The sequence below is a fragment of the Chthoniobacterales bacterium genome (genome assembly GCA_036569045.1).
Lineage (GTDB): Bacteria > Verrucomicrobiota > Verrucomicrobiia > Chthoniobacterales > JAATET01 > JAATET01.
In genome coordinates, this window is the sequence record DATCRI010000038.1 from 1 (window position 1) to 25,449 (window position 25,449).

21 protein-coding genes are annotated in these 25,449 nt (G+C 65.1%); 11 read left to right on the forward strand and 10 right to left on the reverse strand.

The window, feature by feature from the left end:
- Positions 1-1,500, forward strand: a 1,500-nt coding sequence (locus tag VIM61_07530; GenBank protein ID HEY8900246.1) for a GyrI-like domain-containing protein, incomplete at its 5' end; no start/stop codon positions are given.
- Positions 1,501-1,507: 7 nt separating this feature from the next.
- Here the strand turns inward: VIM61_07530 and VIM61_07535 are convergent.
- Positions 1,508-2,401, reverse strand: a complete 894-nt coding sequence (locus VIM61_07535; protein ID HEY8900247.1) for a prohibitin family protein — start codon at positions 2,399-2,401, stop codon at positions 1,508-1,510.
- Between the two features lie 6 nt (positions 2,402-2,407).
- Positions 2,408-3,058 (reverse strand): NAD(P)H-dependent oxidoreductase, encoded by a 651-nt coding sequence (locus VIM61_07540; protein ID HEY8900248.1) that lies wholly within the window; start codon positions 3,056-3,058, stop codon positions 2,408-2,410.
- Between the two features lie 99 nt (positions 3,059-3,157).
- Between VIM61_07540 and VIM61_07545 the strand changes: the two genes are divergently transcribed.
- Positions 3,158-4,462: a matrixin family metalloprotease gene (locus VIM61_07545; protein HEY8900249.1), complete on the forward strand. Its 1,305-nt coding sequence runs from the start codon at positions 3,158-3,160 to the stop codon at positions 4,460-4,462.
- Positions 4,463-4,502: 40 nt separating this feature from the next.
- On the opposite strand, the gene VIM61_07550 is transcribed toward VIM61_07545, so the two are convergent.
- Genes VIM61_07550 through VIM61_07560 form a run of 3 tightly spaced genes read right to left on the reverse strand, consistent with a single transcriptional unit; the run spans position 4,503 to position 6,445 of the window.
- The gene (locus VIM61_07550; GenBank protein HEY8900250.1) at positions 4,503-4,877 is read right to left on the reverse strand and encodes a hypothetical protein; all 375 of its coding nucleotides are present in this window, start codon (positions 4,875-4,877) and stop codon (positions 4,503-4,505) included.
- A gap of 10 nt (positions 4,878-4,887) precedes the next feature.
- Positions 4,888-5,658 carry an exodeoxyribonuclease III gene (locus VIM61_07555; GenBank protein HEY8900251.1) on the reverse strand — a complete coding sequence of 257 codons (771 nt, stop codon included), beginning with the start codon at positions 5,656-5,658 and terminating at the stop codon, positions 4,888-4,890.
- Between the two features lie 10 nt (positions 5,659-5,668).
- The gene (locus tag VIM61_07560; protein HEY8900252.1) at positions 5,669-6,445 is read right to left on the reverse strand and encodes an endonuclease/exonuclease/phosphatase family protein; all 777 of its coding nucleotides are present in this window, start codon (positions 6,443-6,445) and stop codon (positions 5,669-5,671) included.
- A gap of 218 nt (positions 6,446-6,663) precedes the next feature.
- Here VIM61_07560 and VIM61_07565 point away from each other — a divergent pair, with 218 nt between their 5' ends.
- From VIM61_07565 to VIM61_07600, 8 genes are all read left to right on the forward strand, one after another.
- Positions 6,664-7,458 (forward strand): hypothetical protein, encoded by a 795-nt coding sequence (locus VIM61_07565; GenBank protein ID HEY8900253.1) that lies wholly within the window; start codon positions 6,664-6,666, stop codon positions 7,456-7,458.
- A gap of 6 nt (positions 7,459-7,464) precedes the next feature.
- Entirely contained in the window at positions 7,465-9,192 is a 1,728-nt protein-coding gene (locus VIM61_07570) for a protein kinase (protein HEY8900254.1), read from the forward strand.
- A 71-nt stretch (positions 9,193-9,263) separates the two neighbouring features.
- A complete protein-coding gene (gene sucC / locus VIM61_07575) occupies positions 9,264-10,454 on the forward strand; it encodes an ADP-forming succinate--CoA ligase subunit beta (protein ID HEY8900255.1) in 1,191 nt (396 codons plus the stop codon).
- Between the two features lie 25 nt (positions 10,455-10,479).
- A complete protein-coding gene (gene sucD / locus VIM61_07580) occupies positions 10,480-11,376 on the forward strand; it encodes a succinate--CoA ligase subunit alpha (GenBank protein HEY8900256.1) in 897 nt (298 codons plus the stop codon).
- 168 nt (positions 11,377-11,544) lie between these two features.
- Positions 11,545-12,672 carry a citrate/2-methylcitrate synthase gene (locus tag VIM61_07585; protein HEY8900257.1) on the forward strand — a complete coding sequence of 376 codons (1,128 nt, stop codon included), beginning with the start codon at positions 11,545-11,547 and terminating at the stop codon, positions 12,670-12,672.
- 191 nt (positions 12,673-12,863) lie between these two features.
- The gene (glgB, locus tag VIM61_07590) at positions 12,864-15,062 is read left to right on the forward strand and encodes a 1,4-alpha-glucan branching protein GlgB (protein ID HEY8900258.1); all 2,199 of its coding nucleotides are present in this window, start codon (positions 12,864-12,866) and stop codon (positions 15,060-15,062) included.
- An 83-nt stretch (positions 15,063-15,145) separates the two neighbouring features.
- A complete protein-coding gene (locus VIM61_07595) occupies positions 15,146-15,763 on the forward strand; it encodes a type II secretion system protein (protein HEY8900259.1) in 618 nt (205 codons plus the stop codon).
- Positions 15,764-15,836: 73 nt separating this feature from the next.
- Positions 15,837-16,631, forward strand: a complete 795-nt coding sequence (locus VIM61_07600) for a transporter substrate-binding domain-containing protein (GenBank protein HEY8900260.1) — start codon at positions 15,837-15,839, stop codon at positions 16,629-16,631.
- Here the strand turns inward: VIM61_07600 and VIM61_07605 are convergent.
- Both VIM61_07605 and VIM61_07610 read right to left on the reverse strand, forming a co-directional pair.
- The gene (locus VIM61_07605) at positions 16,622-19,081 is read right to left on the reverse strand and encodes a UvrD-helicase domain-containing protein (protein ID HEY8900261.1); all 2,460 of its coding nucleotides are present in this window, start codon (positions 19,079-19,081) and stop codon (positions 16,622-16,624) included. The two genes, VIM61_07600 and VIM61_07605, sit on opposite strands and share 10 nt — an antisense overlap.
- Positions 19,078-21,813 carry a PD-(D/E)XK nuclease family protein gene (locus tag VIM61_07610; GenBank protein ID HEY8900262.1) on the reverse strand — a complete coding sequence of 912 codons (2,736 nt, stop codon included), beginning with the start codon at positions 21,811-21,813 and terminating at the stop codon, positions 19,078-19,080. Before VIM61_07610 ends, VIM61_07605 begins: the two co-directional genes overlap by 4 nt.
- A gap of 77 nt (positions 21,814-21,890) precedes the next feature.
- On the opposite strand from VIM61_07610, the gene VIM61_07615 reads away from it, so the two are divergent.
- Entirely contained in the window at positions 21,891-22,622 is a 732-nt protein-coding gene (locus VIM61_07615) for a hypothetical protein (protein ID HEY8900263.1), read from the forward strand.
- 2 nt (positions 22,623-22,624) lie between these two features.
- Here the strand turns inward: VIM61_07615 and VIM61_07620 are convergent, their stop codons facing one another.
- The 3 genes from VIM61_07620 to VIM61_07630 form a co-directional block, all read right to left on the reverse strand.
- Positions 22,625-24,145 carry a TolC family protein gene (locus VIM61_07620; protein HEY8900264.1) on the reverse strand — a complete coding sequence of 507 codons (1,521 nt, stop codon included), beginning with the start codon at positions 24,143-24,145 and terminating at the stop codon, positions 22,625-22,627.
- Positions 24,124-24,672, reverse strand: a complete 549-nt coding sequence (locus tag VIM61_07625; GenBank protein HEY8900265.1) for a DUF1318 domain-containing protein — start codon at positions 24,670-24,672, stop codon at positions 24,124-24,126. The genes VIM61_07620 and VIM61_07625 overlap by 22 nt, the downstream gene beginning before the upstream one ends.
- Positions 24,642-25,449, reverse strand: an 808-nt coding sequence (locus tag VIM61_07630) for a hypothetical protein (GenBank protein ID HEY8900266.1), incomplete at its 5' end; no start/stop codon positions are given. The genes VIM61_07625 and VIM61_07630, both read right to left, overlap by 31 nt.

Below are 25,449 nucleotides of genomic sequence, written 5' to 3' on the forward strand. Positions count from 1 at the left end.
CCCGCGCTCAGCTCGACCGCGCAGGCCGCGGGCACCGGGCTCGCTCTGGCCAAGGGCACGGGCGCCGTCGCGATGACCGGCCTTTCCGGCGTGCTCGGCGGGATGTTTGCCGGTCTCGCCGGAGCGTGGTTCGGAATGAAATGCTCGCTGGATCACGCGGAGTCGGCGCGCGAGCGCCGCTTCATCGTCGGCGTCGCCTGGTGGACGGCTGGCACGATCGTCGTCTTCATGGCGGCCTTGATGGCGCTGCTCTTGTGGGGAAGGCCGCTGCTGGCCACGAGGCCGACGCTGTGGATCGCCCTGATGGCGGCGGACATTTTGCTGTTCACCGCAATGGGACTCGGTTTCGGAATCCTGAATAATCGCGCGCTTCTGCGCATCCGCGCGGAGGAGCGGGTCAAGCGCGGCGCGGATGCCGCGGAGACTGCGGACTGTTCCTTCGAATATCGCAGCCGTGGGGAATTCCTGGGATTGCCCTTGCTCCATGTGCGCCTTGGCGGGTCCCCGGCGTCCGTCGCGAAGGGCTGGATCGCCTACGGAAATATCGCGGTCGCGCCGCTGCTGGCCTTCGGCGGCATCGCGGTCGGCGGCATTTCCCTGGGCGGGGTTTCGATTGGTATTTTCACGCTGGGCGGAATCGGGATCGGGCTTTTCTCGTTCTCGGGCCTCGCGATCGGGGGCGTGGTGATGGGCGGGATCGCACTGGGATGGATTGCGATCGGTGGCGCGGCCTGGGGTGCGCTTGCGGCGTTCGGCGGACAGGCCTGGGCGGGCCTCTACGGTCTCGGCCGCCACGTCTCGGCGCCGCACGCGAACGACGCGGCGGCGAAGGCGTTTTTCCACGACCATGGCCTCATGCAGGTGGCCGGATGGATTGCGGACCACGGCTGGTGGGCGCAGGCGGCAGTCTTCGGCCCGATCCTGCTTGGGCTGCTTTGGATTCGCCGCCTTCGCCGGCAGCAGAAGTTGAGAAACGTGGCGTTACTTTTGGCGGCTTCGATTTTTGGGCTTTCGTGCGCGCCGAAAAAAGAGGAACAAAAATCCATGGACTTCGCCGTCAAGACCGTGCCGGAGACGTTGTTTTTCTGCGTGGATGAAGCCGTGACGCAGGCGGAAATTCCCGATTTCGCGATGCGGGCCATCGGGCCGCTCTACGAGGCGCTTGGGAAAGCCGGGCAGCATCCCGCGGGCGACCTGCAATTTCTCTGCCCGCAGTGGAATGGCCCCGAGGGTAAAAGCAAACTTGTGATCGGGATTCCCGTCGCGAGCGAGTTTCCTGCGAAGGCGCCCGCCTATTTTTGGAAGGCGCCGGCCTACCGGTGCCTGTGGACGGAATACGTGGGACCGATGTCCGGCATCAAGGACGCCTGGGCGCAACTCGGCGCCGCGGTTGAAAAAAGCGAGCACCGCTGCGCGGGCTCGTGGCGCGAGGTCTATGTCCACTGGGTCGCGCCGGAGTCCGCCGAGAACCGGACGGAACTCCAATCGGGGATCGAGTGACGCGACGTTAGTTGCCGGCGGGCTTTGTTTCCGGTTCGGCGAGGCCGCCGACGTTCAGGAAGGGAAGGACGCCGCCGCCCTGAATGCGCGGCAACACGCCGTCCCATTTTTCGACGGAGCGGAGCTGGATGATCTCCGGACTCGAGCGCAGGGCCTCGGCCTCGCGCTTGATGGCGTCGGCGCGGGCCTTCGACTGGACTTCGGTGCTGTAGGCGGAGGCTTCGGCGGCGAGTTTGGTTTCGGCGGCGGAGGCCTCCGCCTGGGTCACGCGCATGAGCTTCTCGTTCTTGGCGCGCAGGGCTTCCTGCTCGGCTTTCACTTTCGACTCGATGGCGCGATTGAACTCGCCGCTGAAGGCGAAGTCGGTGATGGCGACGTTGGCGAGCTGCACGGCGTTGCCGATTTCCTTCTCCTTGAGCGTATTGTCGATGAAGGTGGTGATGGCCTGCTGGATGGCCTGTTTGACGACGGCGCGCTTGGTGACGAGCTCTTCGGCGGTGTATTGGGCGGTCACGGCCTTCACGGATTCCTGAATCGCGGGCTCCACGATGGCCGCGGCGACGCCGTAGGTGTTGCCAATGCGCTGGTAAACCAGCGGCACGAGCGGGCCGATGAGCGAGTAGGCGACATTGACCTCCGTGGAGACGGTCTGGAGATCCTTCGAGGCGGCGGTGGCCTTTGCGTTGATGGGAACGAGGCGCACGTCGATCTGCTCGACCTGGTCCACGAAGGGCCGCTTGAAGTGCAGGCCTTCCGCGAGTGGCGCCATTTCGATCGCCCCGAAGCGCTTCACGACGCCGACGTGGCCTGCCTCGACGACGACGAAGAGGCTGCCGAGCAGGGCCACGGCCACGACGATGACGACGGCGAGAGGAATGAGGACTTTGGCAAAGGGATTCATGATAAACTAGATGTGGGTGATGACGGCTTCCCGGGTGAAGCGGACCTTCGCGCGGGCGGCGGATTTGTCTTCGGCGGAGCGGTAGCCGGCCGGACAGGCGGCGACGGTGAAATAGCCGGTGCCTTCGAGGCCGAGCGCCTTGTCGTAGGCGGCGGGGTCGAGGCCTTCCATCGGGCAGGTGTCGATTCCCAGCAGGGCGGCGGCGGACATGAATTGTCCCAGGGCAATGTAGACCTGGCGCGTGGACCAGGAGCGAATCTCGAGGCCAAAGGGGGGATTCTCCACGAATCCGGCAACGACCTTTTCAAAACCGGCGAGGCTCTCGACCGGGGTCCCCTGCACTTCGGCGGTGCGCTCGATGTGCCGGCGGACATCCGTCGCGTCGATGGGGTGCTTCACGGTGAAAACGACGACGTGCGAGGCGTCGGCGAGCTGACGCTGTCCCCAGGAAAGGCCGACGAGGGATTCCTTGACGGCCTGGTCGGTGATCACGAGGAATTTCCATGGCTGAAGGCCGAAGGATGACGGTGCGAGCACGAGAGCGTCCTCGAGCGCGGCCCACGTCTCGGCGGGGATCTTCTTCGCGGGATCGAATTGCTTGGTGGCATAGCGCCAGCGGAGCGCGGAGAGCAGGGTGGCGCCGGAAATAGGGTCCATGGCGGGTCATCGGAGCGGGCAAGGCCGGATTCGGCAAGGGGAAAACGGAGGCGGAATGGTTGACTTCCGGTCAATCGGTTGCATAACAAGGTTCCTCCTATGCGGCAAATCCTGAGGGCTCTCGCTTTTCTCGGCGTGGTGGCGCACGCCTCCGCGCTCACGATCACCATCGATGAAACCTACGCCGCGGGCTATTTTGACGGTAATCCGCAGGCCAAGGCCACGATGGAAAAGGCCGCCAGCGACCTCACCGCCGCACTGACGACCTCGCTCGGCGCCATCACGACGGATAAGTTCACGGGGCATCAGGGAACAGCCAGCGCGACCTTCGACTGGGACCTCATGACGCGGAATCCCTCGAATTTGTCGCAGCAGATTACGCTTCCGACGTTTCCCTTTGCTGACGGCGTCTTTAAGGTCTTCGCCGGAGCCACGACCGCCATCACGGGTGATGGACAGACCCTCGGCGCCGGCGCCCCGGTGAGCATGTCCTACCAGCTCGATGCCGAGGGCACCTCCGATGCGGAAATCGTCGCGGCTCTTCAGAAAGCGGTCGTCATTTCGAACGATGCCCTTTCCCGCGTCGCCGGGCCGAAGATCAACTCGGTTGACGACCAGGTGACGATCGGGGCTCAGACCGTGAACTACACGGTGAGCTTCGGGCCGATTGCCGGATTTCTCACGTTCGACGTGAACGAGAGCTGGCATTTCGACTGGCAGACGCCGCCCGGCGCCGGGGAATACGATTTCTACACCGTGATGCTGCACGAGATGATGCACAGTCTCGGCCTGGGGAATTCCTTCGCCTGGAATTCGATGACGTCCAACGGAACCGACTGGACCGGCCCGAACGTCATCGCGCTGAAAGGCAATGGCGCCGGATTGATCCATCGATATTACAACGAGGGCACGCCGGATCAGACGACAGACGGTGCGCACATCATGCCGGGAACCATGAGCACGACGGTGGAAGGGGGCGTCGCCCAGGAAGCGGTGATGACCCCGAGCATCGGCAAGGGCGAGCGCCGCCTGATCACGCAGCTCGACGTCGCCTTCCTCAAGGATCTCGGCTACGTGCCCACCCCGACGCCAACGCCTCCTTCCGATCCGCCGGTCGATCCGCCGGCGCCTCCCGAGCCGGAGGCTCCCGCGACCCCGGCCACGATCGGAAAGGTTGCGAAAAAGGTCACGAAGCCGAAGGCCACCGTGAATCTTGCCGCGCCGACGGGCGGAGCCTACCTCGAGTATTCGCTCAACAAGGGACCGTTCGTGAAGGCGAAGGGCAACAAACTCAAGCTCAAGCTGCTGCCCGGCAAGAACGTGATCCTGATTCGCTCGACAGATCCCACGACGGGCAAATCCTCACCGACCAAAAAGGTGGTCATCAAATACACGGCGCCGTAGGCCGCGCCTCGCGCACGGCCTGGTCAAACGAAGGACGGGCCTAGTTGGCGGCCTTTCGCGCGCGGCGGGCGTCGATGAACGACTTCACGCACAGCGCGACGAAAACGAGACTGATCACGCCCATCGCGAGCTGCTCGATCTGCGGCGGGTTGCCGGCCATCAGTTTCGGGAAGCTTTTCAGGCTCATTCCGAGGCCGCCGGCGGTGCCGATGAGACCCAGCAGCGCCGCGACGTGCATGACGTGCATGCGGAGTTTCGGCACGGCGATGGCGGCGGCGCCGCAAAGGAAGATGACGATCCCGAGGTAGGTCGGAATGAGGGCTGTCTTGTGAATGGAGCCGGTTGCGATGAAGAAGGCGCCGCCGAGGGCGGACAGCACGAAACCGAAAATGATCGAGAGAGCGGGCATGTTCATGTGGCGGACACTATGAGGCTGCCGCGAGGTCGAGATCAATGCTCACGGGGCAGTGATCGCTTCCGAACACGTCCGGATGGATCGCGGCGGCGCGTAGTGCAGGACGAAGTGCCGGGGAGATCAAAAAGTAATCGATGCGCCAACCGACGTTCCGCGCGCGGGCGGACCCCATCTGGCTCCACCACGAGTAGTGGCCGCCGTCCTTTTGAAACTCGCGAAACGTGTCGATGAAGCCGGCCGCGACGAAGGCATCGAACCCGGCGCGTTCCTCCTTCGTGAAGCCGTGCGTGTTCTCGTTGCCCTTGGGCCGGGCGAGGTCGAGCGGTGTATGGGCGACGTTGAGATCGCCGCACCAGACGACAGGCTTCGTCTGCTCGAGGCCTTTCAAATACCCGAGGAAATCGCGGTCCCAGGCCTGGCGGTAGGGCAGCCGGGAGAGGTCGCGCTTCGAGTTCGGCACGTAGACGTTCACGAGATGGAACGCGGGAAACTCCGCGGTGATCACGCGGCCTTCGCGGTCGTGCTCCTCGTGGCCGATGCCGCAGGTGACGGCGAGTGGCGGCGTCTTCGCAAAGATCGCGGTGCCGGAGTAGCCGGGCCGCTCGGCGGCGTTCCAGATGCGCTCGTAGCTGCCGCGCCACTCGATGTGCGTGAGCTGGTCGGGCCGGGCCTTCGTTTCCTGCAGGCAGACGATGTCGGCCCCGTCCTTTTCGAGCCAGTCGCCGAAGCCCTTGTTCTGCACGGCGCGGATGCCGTTGACGTTCCAGCTGACGAGGCGCACGGCGATAAAATCAGGCTGCGCCGGCGAGGCGGAGATCGGCGCGCACGCCGTGGTGATCCGAGACGAGCGTGGGAATCACGTCGACGTGCTCGACCTTGAGGCCGGAGTTGTAGAAGAGGTGGTCCATCACGTAGGGCCGGCGGCGCCAGGTGGGCTCGGTATTCTGCGCGGTGCGGTAGCCGGCGTCGCGGAACTGCTCGACGAGGCCTTCGCCCGGCGCGCAGTTGAAGTCGCCGGCGAGCAGGGTGGGAATCTCGGACTCGCGCAGCGCGGCCTCGACGATCGCGCGTTGCTCGGGGTGCTCGTTGCTGGCGCCGTTGATCATGAAAAACGCCTGCAGGTGCGTGTTGAAAAGCTGCACCGTGCGGCCCGCCACGCGCATCTTCGCGCCGATGAGCTGCCGATACGAAGGTTCCACCATGCGGCCTTCGAACTCGAATGCGATGGGTGCCGGCGGCAGATCCACCGAGACGAAATCGACCAGCGGCGCGCGGGCGAAAATGGCCAGCGCCACGCCGAAGGGCAGCTCGTCGGGGTTTACGCGCGGGTAGGCAAACACGCCGTGGTAGCCGTGCAAGGCCTCCTCGAGGCGGGTGAAATTGGGCGGCGGCTGCACCTGCTCGCCGCCCGGCCGCGCCTGCTCGACTTCCTGCAGAAAAATGACGTCGGTGTCCGCTTCCCGGATGAACGAGATCGAGTCCTCGATCCGAATCGGGGCCCGATCCGGATCGGTCGGATCCCAGGCCTGGCCGAACTGCATATTGAGGGTGAAGGCGGAAAATTTCACGTGGGAGAAGGTGGCGGCGCGTCGTCTTGCCACGCCGAAGTGGCGCCTGTATAAACGTCCGGACCGTTCCTTGCAACATGCACAAACGCCGCTCGATTCGCCATGGCGAAAGCTCCGGAATCGGCAAAATTTGCCTCCGCAGCTTCCCGGCGAATGCCGGGAGGATGCCCGCGGAAAAACACCCGACTGGCGATGTTTGAGCCCCCCCCTTTTTCTCGATGAAGCCTTCCTTTTTTGTTGTCGCCCTGCTGGGTCTCTCGATGGCGGTGGTCCGCGCGGAGGATCGGCTCACCGCCGATCTCACGGGCGATATCGAGGTGGAGGGCATCAGCGAGGCCGGCCACGTCGTCGGCGATGGCGTCCCGAGCTACCAGCGCCAGCCGGCCACCGGAAAGATAAGCGTCACCACAAATCGGGGGCGGGTTTATCGTGTGGAAACCTACTCGGAATGGAGCGCGGAGAATGGCGTGCGCGGCCGCGTCTGGGAGAAACTCTGGGTCTCCGGCGGCACCTACACGGGCTGGAGCGAGCGACTGCTGATTGCGGGCGAGACGATCAGCTTCTCGCGCAACGTCATCGACGGAGACATCGAGCAGGAGCTCAAGCCCGATGGCAGCGGCTTCATCGAATGGACGGTCGCAGGGGTGAACAACGCGATCGAGCCCGCGGAAACCGACGGGACCGATACCACCACCGAGACGAATCCGGACGACAAGGATCTGCCGACGGTGGAGATTCTCGACGAAGGCGAGTTCGACGGGGTTTCCGATCGCCGGATCGAGATCGCCACCGATGGCGATCACCGTCCCGTGGTCACTTTCCGGGACAATGGCTATTCCCGCGTCGGGTCGGACACGGAGACCGACGAGCTCGGCCTCACCGTCGACCAGAAGGTCCGTCTGGAGGGCGAGGGCCATGGCGACCTCAGCTACGAGCCTCGCGCGGAGAGCTCCCCTTCGCCGTCGCCGTCGCCGTCGCCGTCGCCCACGCCGGATCCGAACGAAGAACTCTAGCCCGAGATGGGGGAGCCGGCCCGGTTTGGAAACTACGAGGTGCAGCGCCGGGACGATGGCTCCGCGGTGGAACTCGGCCGGGGCGCGATGGGAATCACCTATCAGGCGCGGGACTCGCGGAATGGCGCGCTCGTTGCGCTGAAGGTGATCAACGCCGACCGGCTGGGACGCGAGATGTCGCGGCGGCGGTTCATTCGCGAGGCCCGGGTCGCCGGCGAGGTCGATCACCCCAATGTCGCCCGCGTGTTTCAGCAGGGCGAGCAGGACGGCGTGTGCTTCTACGCGATGGAATTCATCGACGGTGAGACGCTGCTGGCGCTCCTCCAACGCGAGGGTGCGCTTCCGACGCCCCGGGCCCTGGAAATTGCCGCGCAGGTTGCGGATGCCCTGGCCGCGGCGGCCGCGCGGGGCCTCGTCCATCGCGACATCAAACCGTCGAACATCATGCTCGAGCGAAGCACCGGCGCCACGAAGCTCATCGATTTCGGCCTCGCGAAACATGCCGCCGACGAGGCGGGCGACGCGGATGCCTCGACGCTCACGCACGCGGGATTCCTTGGCACGCCGCATTTTGCCAGCCCGGAGCAGCTCGAGGAACGCGAGCTCGACCCGCGGAGCGACATTTACAGTCTCGGCGCCACGCTCTACTTCGCGCTCACCGGCCGCACGCCCTTCACCGGCTCGCTCGCGCAGGTGATGAGCCAGCACCTGCGCGCCGCGCCCTCGCGAGACGGCCTGGTGGGTCAACCGGAGGCCGTGGCAAATCTCGTCGAGCGCATGATGGCGAAGGATCCGGCGGATCGCCCCGCGTCGCCGGCCGTTCTCCGTCAGGAAATCCGGCGCTGCCTCGAGGAGATCGCGGCAGCGAAGACGGGCGTCGCTGGCGGAGCGCCCGTGCTCGACGGCGAGGGGGAAACGATGACCGACGTCGTCGAGGAGTCCGAAATGCAGACCCTCGTGCCGGGCTCGATCCTCGCGGGGCGTTTCGCGTTGCTTGAAGAATACGCTCCCGGAGAGTTTGGCCGCACCTTTCGCGCCCGCAATCTCGAGACCGGCGAGATCGTGGCGGTGCTCGTGCTCGATCGGGATCTTCTGCCGACGAGCGACGCCTACACGCGGCTGGAAAATGCGGTGAACGCCCTGCAGGCGATCCGGCATCCGGCGGTGGTTCCTGTGCATTCCATCGAGTGGGCGCCACCGCATTGCTGGATTTCCCGGGAGTGGATCGAAGGAACGCCGCTCCTCGAGCTCCTTCGCCGCGGAATGTCCGTCGGCGATGCCTGGCATCTGCTCACGGCGCTCGCCGGCGGTCTCGATGCCGTGCAGCGCGCCGGCGCCCCTTGCCCGACTCTGGCCGCACGATGGATCACCCTCGTCCCGGGGCCCGGCGGCGGGTTGCTGCCGAAGTTCAACGCCCTCAATCTCTCCCACGTGGCGCCCCGCCTGCCCGCCGAGGTTCGGTTTCACCGCCGCACGGGAGCGGATTTCGTCACGGCGCTGGCGGGGCTGGCCTATGAAATGTTTGGAGGCTCCCTCGCCGGCAACAGCGATCAGACATTCGTTCCCATGCGCGATTTGCCGGCCGAAACGAACCTCCTCCTGCGGCGTGCCCTGCATTCCGAGCACGGGTTTCACTCTCCCGGGGCGTTCGCCGCAGCGCTCGGCGACACATTGGGAGATCGTTCGGACGCTCCCGCGGGAATTTCCGCTCAGCCCTTGCCAAGTCGAAATTGAATGGGTAAGCGGGTGACTCGCAATACCTCGAAAGGCGCGTCACGCGACTCGCGAGGTCAGCCGCACGACGAATGAACATCCACGAATTTCAGGCCAAACAACTTTTTGAAAAATACGGCGTCGCCACGCCGAAGGGTTTCCCCGCCACCACCGCCGCCGAGGCGAAGGAGGCCGCCGCCAGGCTCGGAGTCAGCAATCTCGTCGTGAAGGCGCAGATCCATGCCGGCGGCCGTGGCAAGGGCACTTTCACCAACGGCTTCAAGGGTGGCGTCCAGCTCGTCGAGAGCGCCGAGGCCGCCGAGGAGATCGCCGGCAAGATGCTCGGGCAGACCCTCGTCACGCACCAGACCGGCCCCGATGGCCGCGTGGTGAACACCGTTCTCATCGCCGAGAGCGTCGACATTGAAAAGGAATTCTACTTCGCCATTCTCGTGGATCGCGCCATTTCGGGCCCGATCATCATCGCCAGCACCGAAGGCGGTGTGGATATCGAGACGGTCGCCGAAGAAACGCCGGAGAAGATCCTCCGCGAGCCCGTCGACCCCACCCTCGGCCTCCAGGCCTACCAGGCCCGCAAGATCGCGAAGCAGCTCGGCTTCACCTCGGCGCAGATGCCGAAGGCCGCCAAGATCTTCCAGGCGCTCTACAAGCTCTTCATTGCCACCGATTGCTCGATGGTCGAGGTGAACCCGCTTGTGATCACGAAGACGGGCGACGTGCTCGCGCTCGACGCGAAGTTCGGCTTCGACGACAACGCCCTTTACCGCCACCCCGAGATCGTCGCCCTGCGAGACGTCGCGGAGGAGGATCCCCGCGAAGTCGCGGCCTCCGAGTATGGCCTTAATTACATCGGCCTCGATGGCGACATCGCGTGCCTCGTGAACGGCGCCGGCCTCGCGATGGCCACGATGGACATCATTCAATACGCGGGCGGCACGCCGGCGAACTTCCTCGACGTGGGCGGTGGCGCCAGCAAGGAGCAGGTCACGGCGGCGTTCCGGATCATCCTCGGCGACGCCAACGTGAAGGGCATCCTCGTCAACATCTTCGGCGGCATCATGGACTGCAACATCATCGCCACGGGCATCGTCGAGGCCGCCCGCGAGACGCACCTTTCCATTCCGCTCGTCGTCCGCCTCGAAGGCAACAACGTCGCTGCCGGCAAGAAGACGCTCGCCGAAAGCGGGCTCACCCTCATCTCCGGGGACGATATTCTCGACGCCGCGAAGAAAATTGTCGCCGCCGTCAAAGCCGCCGCCTGATTTCATACCTCTACGCCTCACTGACATGGCCATCCTCGTTACACCCGAGACCAAAATCCTCGTTCAAGGCATCACCGGTAGCTTCGGCGCCCGTCACGCCCAGCTCAGCCTCGACTACGGCAGCCAGCTCGTCGCCGGCGTCACGCCCGGCAAGGGCGGACAGCTCTTCTCCGACAAGGTGCCGATCTTCGACACCGTCGTCGAAGCCGTCGCCCAGACCGGCGCGACCGTTTCCGCGATCTTCGTTCCGCCACCCTTCGCCGCCGACGCGATTCTTGAAGGCGTCGATGCCGGCCTCGATCTCGTCGTCTGCATCACCGAGGGCATCCCGGTGAACGACATGGTGAAGGTCAAGCACGCCATGAAGGGCTCGAAGACCCGCCTCATCGGCCCGAACTGCCCCGGTCTCGTGACTCCCGGCACGGGCGAAGGTTCGCACGGCGGCTGCCGCATCGGCATCGCCCCCGGCTACATTCACAAGAAAGGCAACGTCGGCGTGGTTTCCCGTTCCGGCACCCTCACCTACGAAGCCGTCTGGCAGCTCACCACCCGGGGCTACGGCCAGAGCACCTGCGTCGGCATTGGTGGCGATCCCGTCAACGGCACCTCGCACCTCGACGTGCTCAAAATGTTCAACGAAGACCCCGAGACCGAGTCGATCATCATGATCGGTGAGATCGGCGGCACCGCCGAGGAAGAGGCGGCCGCGTGGGCCAAGGAAAACTGCAAGAAGCCGATCGCCGCGTTCATCGCCGGCGCGACCGCGCCTCCCGGACGCCGCATGGGCCACGCCGGCGCGATCGTCAGCGGTGGCAAAGGCACCGCGGCGGCCAAGATCGCTGCGCTGGAAGATGCCGGCATCGCCGTTTCTCCGACGCCCGCCGAGATGGCCGACACGTTGATCGCCCGCCTGAAGCGCTGAGCGAAATCTTTTCCCGCACCAACGGAGGGCATGAAGCCACGAAGAAATTTTCTTCAAAACTTCATGCCCTTCTTGGCGTAAAGCTCTCCTCAAATTACATTCTCAACGCAGTCTGAGCATGTAACGTGCTCAGACTGCAACCGGACCACCCTCAAACGTAAAAAGCATATGCCCGTTATCGCCAAAGGACTCGAAGGAATCGTCGCAAACTCCACCACCCTCAGTGATGTGCGTGGCGCGGAAGGGGTGCTCATCTACGCCGGTTACAACATCAACGAACTCGCCGGGAAGGTCTCCTACGAAGAAATCGTCCACCTTCTCTGGACCGGGCATCTGCCGAACCAGGCCGAACTCGACGCCCTGAAGAAGGAACTCGCCAGCCTGCGCGAGCTGCCTCAGGGGGTCATCGATTTCATCAAGTCCGTTCCGAAGACGGCGAATCCCATGGATGTGATTCGCACGGGCGTTTCCATGCTCGGCCTCTTCGACGAGAGCCCCGGCGACGATCAGGACGCGGCGAAGAACCGCCATCGTGCCGCCAGCATCACCGCCAAGGTCGGCGTGATCGCTGCGTATTTCCACCGTTCGCGCCAGGGGCTCGACCTGCCGCCCGTCCGCACGGATCTCAGTGAAGCGGGCCATTTTCTTTACCTCCTCAACGGCGAAACGCCTTCGCAGGACGCGACCGACACGCTCGACATCGCCTACGTGCTCCACGCGGACCACGGCATGAACGCATCGACGTTCTCCGCTCGCGTGACGATCGCGACGCTCAGCGACATCTACTCCGCCATCACCTCGGCCATCGGCACGCTCAAGGGCCCGCTCCACGGCGGTGCGAACGAAGGCGTGATCCACATGCTCCAGGAGATCGGTGACGAGGACAAGGTCGACGCCTGGGTCGAGGATGCCCTCGCCCAGAAGAAGAAAATCATGGGGATCGGCCACCGCGTTTACAAGGTGCTCGATCCCCGCGCGCCGCACCTCCGCACGATGGCGGTGAAGCTCAGCAACGAGCTCGGCGAGCCCAAGTGGATCCACATGAGCGAGCGCATCGCCGCCATCATGAAGGAGAAGAAAGGCCTCAACGCCAACGTCGATTTCTATTCCGCCACGGTCTACTACTCGCTCGGCATCCCGACCGACATGTTCACGCCGATTTTCGCGGTCGCCCGCACCTCGGGCTGGACGGCGCACGTCCTCGAGCAGCTTTCCGACAATCGTCTCTACCGGCCGCTCAGCGAATACGTCGGCCCGGAGCCCGGCAAGACGGTCGTTCCGCTCAGCGAGCGCTAACGCGTCCCGAACCTCGAGCCGGCGGGAGTTTCGGAAAATTTTTCGAAATTCCGCCGGCGGATCGAGGGGCATGCACGCGGGACCGCCAGCCGCCGCGATTACAGTGCAGCCCGGGTCGCGATCAAACGCCCACGTATTTTCGATGGGCAAACCGGAGTTTTCCGCAAAGAATCACAAGGCGCTCTCTCCCAATGAATCCCACGCTTCTCTCCGACGACGATTACTACCCCCTCATTGAAGCCCGCCATTGCGATCCGTTCCGACTTCTCGGTTTTCGAAGCCCGAATGAATCGACCGTCGTCCGCGTTTTTCGCCCGGATGCGGCAGAGGTGAAGATCGTCGAGGAAGGTGGCACCGGCCGGAGCTGGGCGCTCGCGAAGAAGGATCACCACGGCGTCTTCGAAGCCGAACTCGGCAAGGAACCGGCGCCGCTGAGCTACCGCTGCGAATACGTTGGCCACAACGGGGAGACGTGGTCGCAGCTCGATCCCTACGCGTTCCCGCCGGTGCTCGGCGACATCGATATCTACCTCTTCAACGAGGGCACGCACTACGACATCTACAAGAAGATCGGTGCGCACATGATCGAGCTCGAAGGCGTGCGCGGCGTGCACTTTTCGGTCTGGGCGCCGAATGCCCAGCGAGTGAGCGTCGTCGGCGATTTCAATCACTGGGACGGCCGCGTGCACCCGATGCGCAAGATGGTGCCGGCCGGCATCTGGGAAATCTTCATCCCGGAGGCGCCCGAGGGTTCGCATTACAAATTCGAGATTCGCGGGCCGCACGGCGAAGTCTTCCTGAAGACGGATCCCATGGCGCTCTACGCCCAGCACGGCACGCAGACCGGCTGCATCGTCTTCGACATCAATCGCTACACGTGGTCCGACGACGAATGGATGGCCGCCCGCGCCGAGCGCGACGCGATCCACTCACCGATGAGCATCTACGAGGTGCATCTCGGCTCCTGGCAGCGCGTTTGGGAGGAAGGCGACCGTCCCCTCAGCTATCACGAGCTGAGCGAGCGCCTCATTCCCTACGTGAAGGAAATGGGATTCACGCACATCGAGCTCATGCCCGTCTCGGAGCATCCGTTCGACGGCTCCTGGGGCTACCAGGTCGTCAACTACTATGCGCCGACGAGCCGTTTTGGGAATCCGGATGACTTCCGCGCGTTCGTCGACAAATGTCACCAGGCCGGCATCGGCGTCATTCTCGACTGGGTGCCCGGCCACTTTCCGAAGGACGCTCACGGCCTCGCGAAGTTCGACGGCACCTGTCTTTACGAGCACCCCGACTGGCGAATCGGCGAGCACAAGGAATGGGGCACCCTCGTCTTCAACTACGCGAGCAACGAAGTCTGCAATTTCCTCATCGGCAACGCCCTCTTCTGGCTCGATGAATACCACCTCGACGGTCTTCGCGTGGACGCCGTCGCCTCGATGATCTATCTCGACTACTCGCGCAAGGCCGGCGAGTGGGTGCCGAATTGCTTCGGCGGGCGCGAGCATCTCGACGCGATCAACTTCCTCAAGAAATTCAACGAGGTCTGCTACAGCCGCCACCCCGGTATCATGACGATCGCCGAGGAGTCGACCTCCTGGGGCGGCGTTTCCAAGCCGACCTACCTCGGCGGCCTCGGCTTCGGGTTCAAGTGGAACATGGGCTGGATGAACGACTCGCTGCGTTACATCGCGAAGGATCCCATCTATCGCCGTCACCATCAGGGCGACATCACGTTCTCGATGCTTTACGCGTTCACCGAGCATTTCATCCTCGTGCTCAGCCACGACGAGGTCGTGCACGGCAAGGGCTCGATGATGACCAAGATGCCCGGGGACGATTGGCAGAAATTCGCGAATCTCCGCATGTTCCTCGCGTGGATGTGGGCGCATCCGGGCAAGAAGCTGATTTTCCAGGGCATCGAGTTCGGCCAGTGGTCCGAATGGAACCACGGCCGCAGCCTCGACTGGCACCTTACCCAATACCGCCCGCACGCCGGGTTGACGCGCCTCGTCCAGCATCTCAACTGGCTCTACACGAGCGAGCCCGCCTTCTGGGAGCACGACGACTCCTACGAGGGCTACGAGTGGATCGATTTCAACGACGCCGACAACACGACGTGGTCGTTCATGCGCAAGGCCAGCTCCGGAGCGACGATCGCCGTCGCCGTGAACGCCACGCCCGTGGTCCGCAAGCAATACCGCCTCGGCGTCAATGCCCCTGGCTGGTATGAGGAAGTCCTCAACAGCGATGCCGAAGCCTACGGCGGCAGTAACGTCGGGAACTACGGCGGTCGCCATGCCGACGAAATTTCCTGGCAGGGCAAACCCTACTCGATTCTCGTCGATTTACCGCCCCTCGCCGTCATCGCATTTAAACACTGCGGATGATCCAAGGTTTCGAAATCCCGCCTCAAAATCCATTGACGCTCAGAGGCGTGAATGCGTAATTAACTCACTCCCATTCCAGATAAATGAAAATTGCCCGCAAAAACTCAGCGTTCACCCTCATCGAGCTGCTTGTCGTTATTTCCATCATCGGCATTCTTGCGACCCTCGCGATTCCGGCCATTCAGAATGCCCTCGTTTCGGGGCAGATGACGGGCACGTTGAATAACGCCCGCCAACTTCAAATCGCCACCCAGATGATGTCGCTCGACACGGCGAACTCGGGTGACGGCCTCCAGTGGACGATGGTGGCTTCCACGAGCGGCGATCAGCCGACGCCCGCCTCGCTGGCAACCTACTTCCAGGCGCTCACGACGAACAACTACCTCAGCGTCAACGATCTTCGTAAGCTCCTCACCGCTCCGGGCGTCGCTCCGGGTGCTTCGCTGAGCAACTTCGGCGCGAACAACATCGCCTTCAAGTTCTTCCAGGTCAGCGAGCAGTCGCCTTCCGACCAGCCGCTCGTCGTGACGCGGAACTGGAGTGGCAACACGCTCAACGCCAAGACCTCGCCCTACGGCAACAAGGGCTTCGTGGTCTTCGCCAAGGGTGGCAGCGGCGGTGTCTACAAGCGCGTCACCGACGCCGCGAGCACGAACATCTTCCCCAAGGGAGATGGCTACACCACCGACACGATCAACTAAGCAGATCGATCACCTTTCAAAACGCCCTTCCGCGAGTTATCGAGGAAGGGCGTTTTTTTTGTGATCTGACGCCATGAAGACATTGCCCTTCCTCTCCGCGATCGCCGCATTTTTCCTTCTCGCCGGATTGGCGGGATGTGGATCGAAACCGGCGGACAACGCTCTCGTGGTGGGGATGGACCTGAGCTATCCGCCATTCGAGACGATCGACAGAGCCGGGCAGCCGATGGGCGTGAGCGTCGATCTCGCGAAAGCGCTGGGGGAATTCCTTCATCGGCCCGTGCGCATCGAGAACATTCCGTTCGTGGGACTCGTGCCGGCTCTCAAATCGCGCCGCGTGGACGTCGTGATTTCCTCGATGACGGATACTCCCGAGCGGCGAAAATCCATCGCGTTTTCCGATCCCTATCTCACGATCGGCCTGGCGTTGCTCGTGGGAAAAAATTCGCCGATTCGATCGGCGGCGGAGCTGGATCAGCCAGGGCGCACGCTCGTGGTGCGGCAGGGAACGACGGGAGAGGTCTGGGCGAGAGCGCACCTCGGGACGGCGCGCGTTCTGGCGGTCGAAAAGGAATCGTCCGCGGTGCTGGAGGTCATGCAGGGTCGGACCGACGCCTTTCTCTACGACCAGATGTCGGTCTGGCAGAATGGGAAGCAGCATCCGGAGGCGCTGCAGGCCGTGCTCGAGCCGGTGCAGCGCGAGAACTGGGCGATCGGACTCCGGCTTGGAGACGACGAGCTGCGTGAACAGGTGAACGCGTTCCTCCGCGATTACAAGGCTGCCGGCGGTTTCGAAAAACTGGGCGACAAATATCTCGGCGAGCAGAAGCGTGATTTCCGCGAGCGCGGCGTGCCGTTCTATTTCTGAGAGCCGCCGTCGCGGAACCACGCAGCGTCGCCGGCTTCCCAGAGCAGGTCGTCCGCGGGCGGCTCGATCCTTCCCAGAGCGCGATGCAGCAGGGCGACGGGCGACGGGCCGCCGGATTTCCCGGGCGGAAGGGTAAAGACGTGCAGGGCATGCTTTGCGCGGGTGAGGCCGACATACCAGACGCAGAGCGCATCGTAGGCGGCGTCGTTCACTTGCTGCCGCTGCGCGCGATGAAGGACGGGATCCATCCCCGCGATGGCGGAGGACGGGCGGTGCAGCAGCCATTCCGTGGTGAGAGGCTCTCCCCGCCAGCTCAGGAAGGCCTGCCGCGGAACGCTGTCCATCCGGGCGTTGTCGAAAACCGGAAGGAACACGATGTCGAACCCGAGGCCCTTCGAGCGATGGATCGTGAGAATTTGCACGTTGGCGGTGGAGGCCGTCTGGCGGCGACCGTGCGTGGCCGTGAGGGTGAGGAAGCCGTCGAGACCGTCCCGCCCGCTGACATCGTGCTGGCGCGCGAGCTCCAGCAGCAGGTGCAGGCGCTGGCGGCTGAAGGCATCCTCCGGCCCGCCATCCGGGAGCCGGGCGATGATCGCCCGCAGCGCGGCCTCGAGACCGGTTGCGGTGAGGCGGATGAAGAACCACGAGCGCAGCGCGGGCCAGCCGTCCGCATCGAGCAAGGCGCGCAGCGGCGACATCTCCACGACCAGGCGCGCAGCGGAGTCCCCGGGATGCGCGATGGCCGCGATGAGGGCGAGCAACGTGCGATTGACCGGTGCGTCGATGGCGATCTGTTCGTCGGTCTCCGCGGCGACCTGGAGAAAGCCGCGTTCACGGAGGGCGGCGGCGAGTTCACGCGCAGCGGAGTTGTCGCGAGTGAGGATGGCGCAGGTGAGCCCGCGCCCGATGGGGTCGATGCGTCGGATCTCAGCCAGCACGCGGTCCGGCAGCTCGTCCTCCTTTTCAAGCAGTCGCACGGTGGCGTGCCCTTTGCGATGAGGTGCGGCAGACTCGTGAAGCATCCAGAAGCGCTGCCATTCGGAAACGATCTCCGGGGGCAGGCCGTTTCCGAGATCTGCCGCCACGTTTCCGTAGCGATTCACGAGCTCGATTACGGCGGGATCGGAGCGATAGGACTTCACCAGCGCGCGCTCGTGAATCCCGTTCCGGTAAAAGTCGAGGATGCGCTCGAGCAACCGATGCTCGCCGCCGCGCCAGCGATAGATCGACTGTTTCGGATCGCCGACGAAGAACGCGCTACGTCGGCCGGAATCATCCTGGAGCACCTCGTCCACGAGGTTCTCGACGACGCCCCATTGCTGGAGGCTGGTGTCCTGAAACTCGTCGAAGAGCCAGTGATCGATCCGGGCGTCGAGTCGCGATTGCCATTCGAGAGCCGGCACCGCGCGCAACATCTCGAGCACGTCGGCGAAGGCGAGCCGGCCGGACAGGCGGACCTCGTTGTGATAGGCCTCGTCGAAGGGCTCCAGCACGCGCCGGATGCCGACCGTCACGCGGAGATGGCGGCGCAGCGACTCGCCGATCAAGCGCCCGATCATTCGCCGGAGGGGCGGCACCATGGCCTCGTCGATGAGCACGTCTTTCTTTCGATAGGTCAGCGAAAGTGCGGTGGCGCCGGGATCGTCGGCAAGCTGTTCGAGGAGCTGCTCGAAGACGCGACCGCCGGGCAGGGCCATTCCCGGTTCCCAGGTCTGAGCCTCGCGCGCGAGCTTCTCCAGCGCGCGGAAAACCTCGCCGTCCCGGGACTGAGCCCAGGCCTCGACCTGCGACGCATCCTCCGGGTTATCGGGAATGCGATCGAGCCACACGCAGCCCTCGGGCCAGATCCCCGCGACCTCGCCCCAGTGGATCGCCTCGCGACACTCGAGAAAATGGGCGTGGCTCGTGTCGATGAATGTCTCGAGGCGCCGGCGCAGCCCCTTTTCTTCGACGCCCCACGTGGCCTCGCGATAGGCCGCGAGCAGGGCATCCTGCGCGCCGGTGTCCTGACCCGCGGCAAGCATCCGCGAGAGCACCCGGTCGCGCATCTCGGCCGCCTCGGTCTCGCTGAGCATCTGGACCCCTCCCGGTAGCCCAAGCTCGAAGGGCATCGCGCTGACCACGCGCTGAAAGAACGCGTCGAAGGTGCGAAACTGGAGGCGCTCCATGTTGCGAATGACGTCAGCCAGCAGCGACGCGAAGCGAGACGTGGTGCCGTCCGGCCAGTCGAGATCCGCGGCCAGTCGGGCCGCCCCCCCGGGATCCGTCGCGGCGCGGGCCAGTCGGCGGAAGACGGTGCTGGCGAATTCGCCTGCCGCCTTGCGGGTGAACGTCAGCGCGATGATGGTGTCCGGCTTCACGCCGAGCGCGAGCAGGCGGAGAATGCGACTTGTCAGCGCGTGGGTCTTTCCGGTGCCCGCCGAGGCGAGGATGACTTCGTTCTGGATCATGGCGTGCACGAGCGGACGAAGGCGCCGACGGGATCGACCACACGGAGGGGATCCGGCGGGAAGAACTCGGCGAAATCGGCGTGGGCGGCCCGGGAGTTGGGCGGCCAGAATCGGCGGCGGTCGAGATCGGCGAGCACGCCGCGGGCACAATCCAGCGCGGAGGCCTGGAGGTCGTCGTCGAGATTCTCCCAGAGCTGGAGGCCCGTCTCGGCGATCGTCTTCGGCAGGTTGAAGTAGCCGCACGAGACGCTGGCGGGGTCGCGGCCGCTCTCGATGAGGAGCTGGCGGTAGAGCGGAAGCTGGAGGTTGATCCACCACTGCGGCGACTCCGGGACGCGGGCGTAGTCCGGCGGCCAGGTGCGATCGGCGGAGCGAAACGCGCGGAGGTGCTTCTTCGCAGGGCCGTCGGCCGAATCGAACGTCTTGTAATCCACGACCCGCCAGCGGCCGTCGCGCTCGTTCTCGTCGAGTCGATCCACGCGGCCCGAGATGGTCCAGCCGGCCAGCTCCCACGGGCGGCCGAGAATGGCTTGGAAATTGGTTTCCACCGCGTGAATGCGCCAGCCGTCGCGCCGATCCCGGGCCTGCCAGTTCGCGAAGGCGGCCAGCCGGCTGCGGGCGGAATCGATCTGCGCGCGCAGCGGGAGTGAGAGCTGCCGTCCGAGATTGTCTGTCGCCCACGTGGCGACGTGCGCGTGAAGCGCCCGGGTGATGAACGCGGGATCCGTCGAACGAGCGGCGGCCTCGTCGGTGGCCCAGTGCTCCAGCGCGAAGTGCAGGAGGTCGCCGAACTGCGCGGCATCGAGTTCGTCATCGGCCGGTGCGAAGGTCTCCATCTTCAGCACGCGGCCAAGGTAGAAGGTGAACGGACAGCCGAGGTAGCGCTCGAAGTCCGTCGCGGAGATCACGCGCTTCATTTCGACAACGGGCGGATCGAGCAACCAGTCGGCGGACCATGCGGGGTCGGGCCGTGGCGGCCGAAGATCGGCGAAAAGCCGCTCGACGCGCGCGGGCAGGTCATCCCCGGCGCCGGCGAAGAGAAGGGGCGAGGGTTGCAGCGGCGAGCCTTCCGCATCGAGCTGCCCGACGAGTGCGGAGACTCGTCCTTCTCCGGGCGGGCGGAGTGCGAGCAGCCGAGCCAGGAAATAGGCGTCGCGGGCGTGGCGTTCGGCAGCGCCGGGCAGGCCGAGCGAGGCCCGGGTGGATGCGGTGAGGAAAAGCAGCCCTACGAGTGGCGCGGGAGCTTTCCCGAGGTTCATTCCGGCGAGCAGCACGTGGGGAGAATCGCTCCACGGCAACTCGAGCCAGCCGCTGGCCTCGACGGCGTCGGTCGGTTTCCCGGAATAGAGTTTCGACGCACCCCACATTTCCCCGAGAGCGTGCAGCCAATCCGCGGCGGAGAGGTGCCGGTGGGTGTCCGCCGCGCGCCTCAGAGGTTCGAATGCGGCGTCCATGGCCTCGAGCGCCGCCTCGGCGCGGTTTTGCTCGTCGGGTTCGAGGCCGGGCGTAAAGGCGGCGGCGAGCTCGTGAAGCAAGGTCCGGGCGGCCTCGAGCGGCCGGGCGCGCAGGTCGTTGAGCCGGGTTTCGATGGGCTCGAGCGCGACGCGGAGGTCGGGAGTCACCCACGGGCGCGCGGCGCGCAGGGTCGCTGGAAAATGCCGGGACTTGAGATTGTCCGCGGCCAGGAGAATAGCGTCGAAATCGGACACTCGCTCGCCGAGCCACGCGCGCACCGCGCCGTTACGGAGGAGGTCCACGGTGCGGTCGAAGTCCGCGCTTTCGACAAGGGCGGCGAACTCGCCGAGCGTGCGCGCGAACCAGTGCGCGGTGAGCGGTTCGCCCGTGGGATCGTGGAGCGGGCGGCCGTCGGCCGCGAAGGCCTCGGTGAGGCCGGGCAGGAGCTCGCGGTCGAGCAGGCCGATCTCATCCACCTCGCGGACGTCGAGTTCGAGGCTGTCGGGTCGGGCCACGAGCTGCACCTGATCAACGAAATCGTGCCAGCCGGGGTCGCGATCGGTCCATGCCGCCGGGTGCGGCCGGCCCCACGCGTCGAAGGCGTCTGGCTCCTTCGGGCCGAAAATGACCACGGTGACGGGCGCTACGGCGCGCGCGAAGGCCGTTGCGACGATGGGCTGCAGGTCGGCGATGCCGAGAACGACGATCTCGCTCGTGCCCGCGGGAAACTCCGGGTCGCGGGCGAGAGCGAGCCGGGCGAGTTCGCGATCCCGCAGGCCGGCGCGTTCGGACGACGACCCTGCATCCGCGAAAAGTCGGTCCAGGTCGGTCCAGCGATCCGCCTCGAGGGAGCCGGGAGCAAGGCGCGCGGCGGCTTCGGAAAAGGTCAGGTCGTTTTCCACGAGCTCCGCCAGCAGGCTGCGAAGATTTCGAGCGAGGGCGAGCCGCTCGGAGAAATTGCGCGCGGGGATGCCGGCCGGGAACAGCGCCTTCCGGCGGATTGCGCGAGCGCTCGCGAGTTCGGCGGCAAGAGTGAGCTCCGCCTCGAGGGGATGGGCGAGATCGTCGCCGGCGAGCGGAAGCAGTTGCGCGGGGGTGACGATGCGGGGCGCGGGGCCGCGACCGAGGGCCTTTCGCAGGCGGACGCCGGCGGTTTGCGTGGGAACGACCGTGAGAGCTCCGGTGAGAGCGTCACCGGCGCGCGTGCGCAGCCAGCGAGCGGCGGCCTGGGCGTTTGGCTCCGCCCAATCGAGAAAGACGCGCTCCGGTTGCGGCATGCGGGCAAGGCTACCGGGCGAACCGGGGGGCTGGCAAACCTGGCTGGCGAAATGTGCGAGGCTGCATACCGTGGAGCATGACCGCGCATCTGACCTGCTTTCCCCCGCACGGAACGATGACCCCGATCCTCGAGCGCAGCGAGGTGGCGGGGATCACTCCGGCGATGCTCGACGCGAGGCTTGTGATGGGCTGGCGGCATTTTGGAACGGATTTTTTCCGATACAATTTCGCGTTCCACGAGGGCTTGCTCTGCGGTGTGGTTGCGCTGCGCTTGCGACTCGATGACTTCTGCGCGACGAAGAGCCAGCGCCGGATCCTGCGGCGGAATGCGGACCTGACGTCGCGCATCGTGCCCTCCGCGCATTCCGAGGAATACGACCGGCTCTTCGACATCCACCGCGTGCGTTTCTCGGACAACGTGCCGGCATCCCTCCGGGATTTTTTGTCGGACCGTCCCGACCTCGTGCCGTGCTGTAACTACGCGCTGGAGATGCGGCTGGGAGATGCGCTGGTCGCGGTGAGTTTCTTCGACGTGAGCGCGGAATCCACATCGAGCGTTTATGCGATGTTCGACCCCGCGCATGGCGGGCGCAGCCTCGGCAACCTCACGCTGCTGCTCGAGATCGAGCAGGCGCGGCGGCTCGGCAAGCGGTTCCACTATCTCGGCTACGCCTACACGGTGCCGTCGACCTACGATTACAAAAAGCGGTTCCGCGGAGTGGAAGGCTATGACTGGGGCCGCTGCTGGACGCCCCTGCCGAAGGAATACCGGTGGTCGCGCCAGGTGGCGGCGATCGCCGAGGAGTAGGGCTACTCGAGGCGGATGCGGTTCCGCTCGAGCGTGGTGCCGGTGAGGCGGGCGTATTCGGCGAGGGCCTTCTGGTAGCCGGTGAGCGCGGCGACCTCGTTCGTTTCGGCGGTCGCGAGGTCGCGCTGGAATTGGAGGACTTCGAACGTCGTGGCGGTGCCGGCGGCGAGGCGGCCCTGCGCGGCCTCGAGCGTGCGCTCGGCGAAGGTGCGGCCGGCCTTCGTGGAGTCGATGAGCTTGCGCGTGGTGGCGATCTGCCCGGCGGCGTTGTCGACCTGGACGATGATGGATTGCTCGAGCTGTTTCAGGGCGACGAGCTGGCGGGCGACCTCGAGTTTCGCGACCTCGAGATTGCCGACCGCGGTGCGATTCGGAATCGGGAGGCTGAAGACGCCGCCGATGGTGGCGGCGAGATTGCTGGGCGTCTTCAATTCCGAGACGCTGCCGCCGATGCTGGTGTCGAGGCCGTTCAGCCCGAGGCTGGCAACGAGGTCGAGCTGGGGCAGCGTCTGGTTGCGGGTGAAGACGACGTTGATGTTGCGCTTCTGGATGTCGAGCAGCGCCTGCTGGTAGTCCGGCCGGAGGTCGAACGAACGTTGAAGATCGGCGGCCTCGTCGATCTTCACGTCGAGATCGAATGGCGGTGGCGCGATGTGCACGGCGACGAGCAGGAGACCGCTCACCTGATCGGTGACGAGCTGCTTGAGGAAGTTTTCATTGTCCGCGACGGAACGCTCGGCAAGCAGCACGCGGCCCTCGCGGTCGGCGACGTCGGCCTGCGCCTGGACGACGTCGAGCGGCGACATGACGCCGATCTCGGCGCGGCGCTGGTTGTCGTGCAGCGTCTGGCGGGCGAGTCCGAGGGAGCGCTGCTCGACGGCGAGATTCCGGATCGCGAAGTAGAGGTCGTTGTAGACGCGGACGACATCGGTGATGACGTCGATGACGCGCTGGCGCAGGCCCCAGGCGGAGATCGACTGGTCGGTGCGGGCGATGCGGATGGCGGCGAGATTCACGTCGGTGCCAAAGCCGCGGAGGAGTGGCTGGGTGATCGAGCCGCCGACAAAGGCATCGTAGCTTTCGTCGATCGGGGTGTTCGAGGCGGTGTTCCGCGTGAGCGAGGGGCCGATGCTGTAGGTCATGCCCCAAGGCGTGAGACCGGAAATCGTGGCGCTGTTCTCGATGCCGCTGGAGTTGGCGAAACGATCGACGCTGCCGCTGCCGGGCGTGCCGGAGTCGAACGTGGGATTCAGCGCGCTGAGGTCGCGGCGGTTTTGGTCCGCAGTGGTGGAGACTTCGAGCGTGGGGTCGAAGCGGCCGGAGGCGCTGAGGGTATTTGCCTTCGCGATCTTCGGATTGTAGGCCTCGACCTGGATCTGGAAGTTCTTGGCGAGGGCGCGCTCGATGGCGGAGCGATAGTCCAGATCGAGCGCCGCCGGAGCGGTCTTCGACGCGGGCGCCGCGTGGAGGGAGGCGACGCCGAGGACGCCGAGAGCGGCGATCAACCCTGCTTTTGCGACCATTGGTAGGTTCCGTCGGGTTTGGCGGTTTCGATCCACTCGCCCTTGAACGAGCGATTGGCCCACAGCGCGGCCTGTTCCTTCTGCACTTCGGGAAGCGGGCGCTTCTGCTGCTCGGCCAGTTTCTTCATCTGCGACATACGGCTGGCATTCTCACTCGAGACGATGCGGCGCACGTAGTCGCCGTAGTCACCGGCGGGCTCGGTGACGATGACGAGGAGACCGTCGCGGGCCTCGCCGACGAGGCGGGAATTCTTGAAGACCTGGATGTCGGCCTGGCGGTCCTTCGCGCGGTCCGCGGCCTTGCTGGAAGGGGCGTTGGATCCGGGCGTCGGGCTGGCGCCGGGCTTCGTGGTCGTGGCGCCGCCCTCGGGGGCGTGCTGGTAGACGTCGAGGCGCATGGCGATGTCGACCTTGATCGGCTCGCTGGTGGCGAGATTGAAGGAGAGCGATTTGCACCCGGCGAGCAATGCAAGGGCGAGGATGGCGGCGGGGGCGCCTATTTTTTGCCGAGTTTGCCGAGCTGCCATTGGTTGGAAGTTTCTTCGCCGTCGTGGAGGGCGACCTCGAACTTGCGCGAGCCGGCGGGCCCGAGCAAATCCAGAGTGAGGATGCCCTGGGAGTCGACGAACCAAAAGTCGCCGCCGGCGGTGGTGTAGTCGAAATCGCGGAGAGTCTCAAGCGCGACGCGGGTGGGCTCGCGTTTGAAGCTGCTCCAGCCGTCGGGAAGGTTTGCGAGGAGGTCGTCGATCTTGCCGATCGTGAGGCGGCCGGGCCTGGTGAGATGGAAGACGCCCCGCACCCGGGAAATGTTCTTGCGGAAGGCGTCGAGCTGCATCTCGAAGTTTAACGGTCCGGTGAGCCGAAAGTTCTGCGGAGAAATGATGTCGGTGAAAGATTTGGTGTCGACGTCGGTGCCGGCGATCCAGCCAATCCACGGCGAGTCGTCCTGGAAGAAGAAGCTGAAGCCGCCGTTCAGGTAGCCGCCGTAGGCCTCGCCGCCGAAGAGGCCGTTGATGCCGCTGGCGTCGAAGGTGGCGGCGATCCACGTCTTGTCCGCGCGGTATTGGCGCCAGCGGACGGCGGCGATATCGAGCTTCTGGACGAGGTTCTTTTCGCCTTTCTCGGGCGGATAGGAGAAGCGCAGGTCGCCCACGACGTCCTTCACCTCGATCTGGTAGTCGGGAAAGTCGTAGCTCTGCTTCGGCACGCGAAGGGCGGCCTGGAGCTGGAGAGCGGCGAGGTTGTCGAGGGAGAGGTTGTCGGCGGTGGTCTCGAACTCGAGGGGCAGGCCGACATCCTTGCTG

Bases quoted from the DNA above. Each gene is read 5' to 3' on its own strand.
- VIM61_07535 (HEY8900247.1), bottom strand. From the start codon at position 2,401: ATGAATCCCTTTGCCAAAGTCCTCATTCCTCTCGCCGTCGTCATCGTC.
- VIM61_07540 (HEY8900248.1), bottom strand. From the start codon at position 3,058: ATGGACCCTATTTCCGGCGCCACCCTGCTCTCCGCGCTCCGCTGGCGC.
- VIM61_07545 (HEY8900249.1), top strand. From the start codon at position 3,158: ATGCGGCAAATCCTGAGGGCTCTCGCTTTTCTCGGCGTGGTGGCGCAC.
- VIM61_07550 (HEY8900250.1), bottom strand. From the start codon at position 4,877: ATGAACATGCCCGCTCTCTCGATCATTTTCGGTTTCGTGCTGTCCGCC.
- VIM61_07565 (HEY8900253.1), top strand. From the start codon at position 6,664: ATGAAGCCTTCCTTTTTTGTTGTCGCCCTGCTGGGTCTCTCGATGGCG.
- VIM61_07570 (HEY8900254.1), top strand. From the start codon at position 7,465: ATGGGGGAGCCGGCCCGGTTTGGAAACTACGAGGTGCAGCGCCGGGAC.
- sucC (HEY8900255.1), top strand. From the start codon at position 9,264: ATGAACATCCACGAATTTCAGGCCAAACAACTTTTTGAAAAATACGGC.
- sucD (HEY8900256.1), top strand. From the start codon at position 10,480: ATGGCCATCCTCGTTACACCCGAGACCAAAATCCTCGTTCAAGGCATC.
- VIM61_07585 (HEY8900257.1), top strand. From the start codon at position 11,545: ATGCCCGTTATCGCCAAAGGACTCGAAGGAATCGTCGCAAACTCCACC.
- glgB (HEY8900258.1), top strand. From the start codon at position 12,864: ATGAATCCCACGCTTCTCTCCGACGACGATTACTACCCCCTCATTGAA.
- VIM61_07595 (HEY8900259.1), top strand. From the start codon at position 15,146: ATGAAAATTGCCCGCAAAAACTCAGCGTTCACCCTCATCGAGCTGCTT.
- VIM61_07600 (HEY8900260.1), top strand. From the start codon at position 15,837: ATGAAGACATTGCCCTTCCTCTCCGCGATCGCCGCATTTTTCCTTCTC.
- VIM61_07605 (HEY8900261.1), bottom strand. From the start codon at position 19,081: ATGATCCAGAACGAAGTCATCCTCGCCTCGGCGGGCACCGGAAAGACC.
- VIM61_07610 (HEY8900262.1), bottom strand. From the start codon at position 21,813: ATGCCGCAACCGGAGCGCGTCTTTCTCGATTGGGCGGAGCCAAACGCC.
- VIM61_07615 (HEY8900263.1), top strand. From the start codon at position 21,891: ATGACCGCGCATCTGACCTGCTTTCCCCCGCACGGAACGATGACCCCG.
- VIM61_07620 (HEY8900264.1), bottom strand. From the start codon at position 24,145: ATGGTCGCAAAAGCAGGGTTGATCGCCGCTCTCGGCGTCCTCGGCGTC.
- VIM61_07625 (HEY8900265.1), bottom strand. From the start codon at position 24,672: ATGGCAGCTCGGCAAACTCGGCAAAAAATAGGCGCCCCCGCCGCCATC.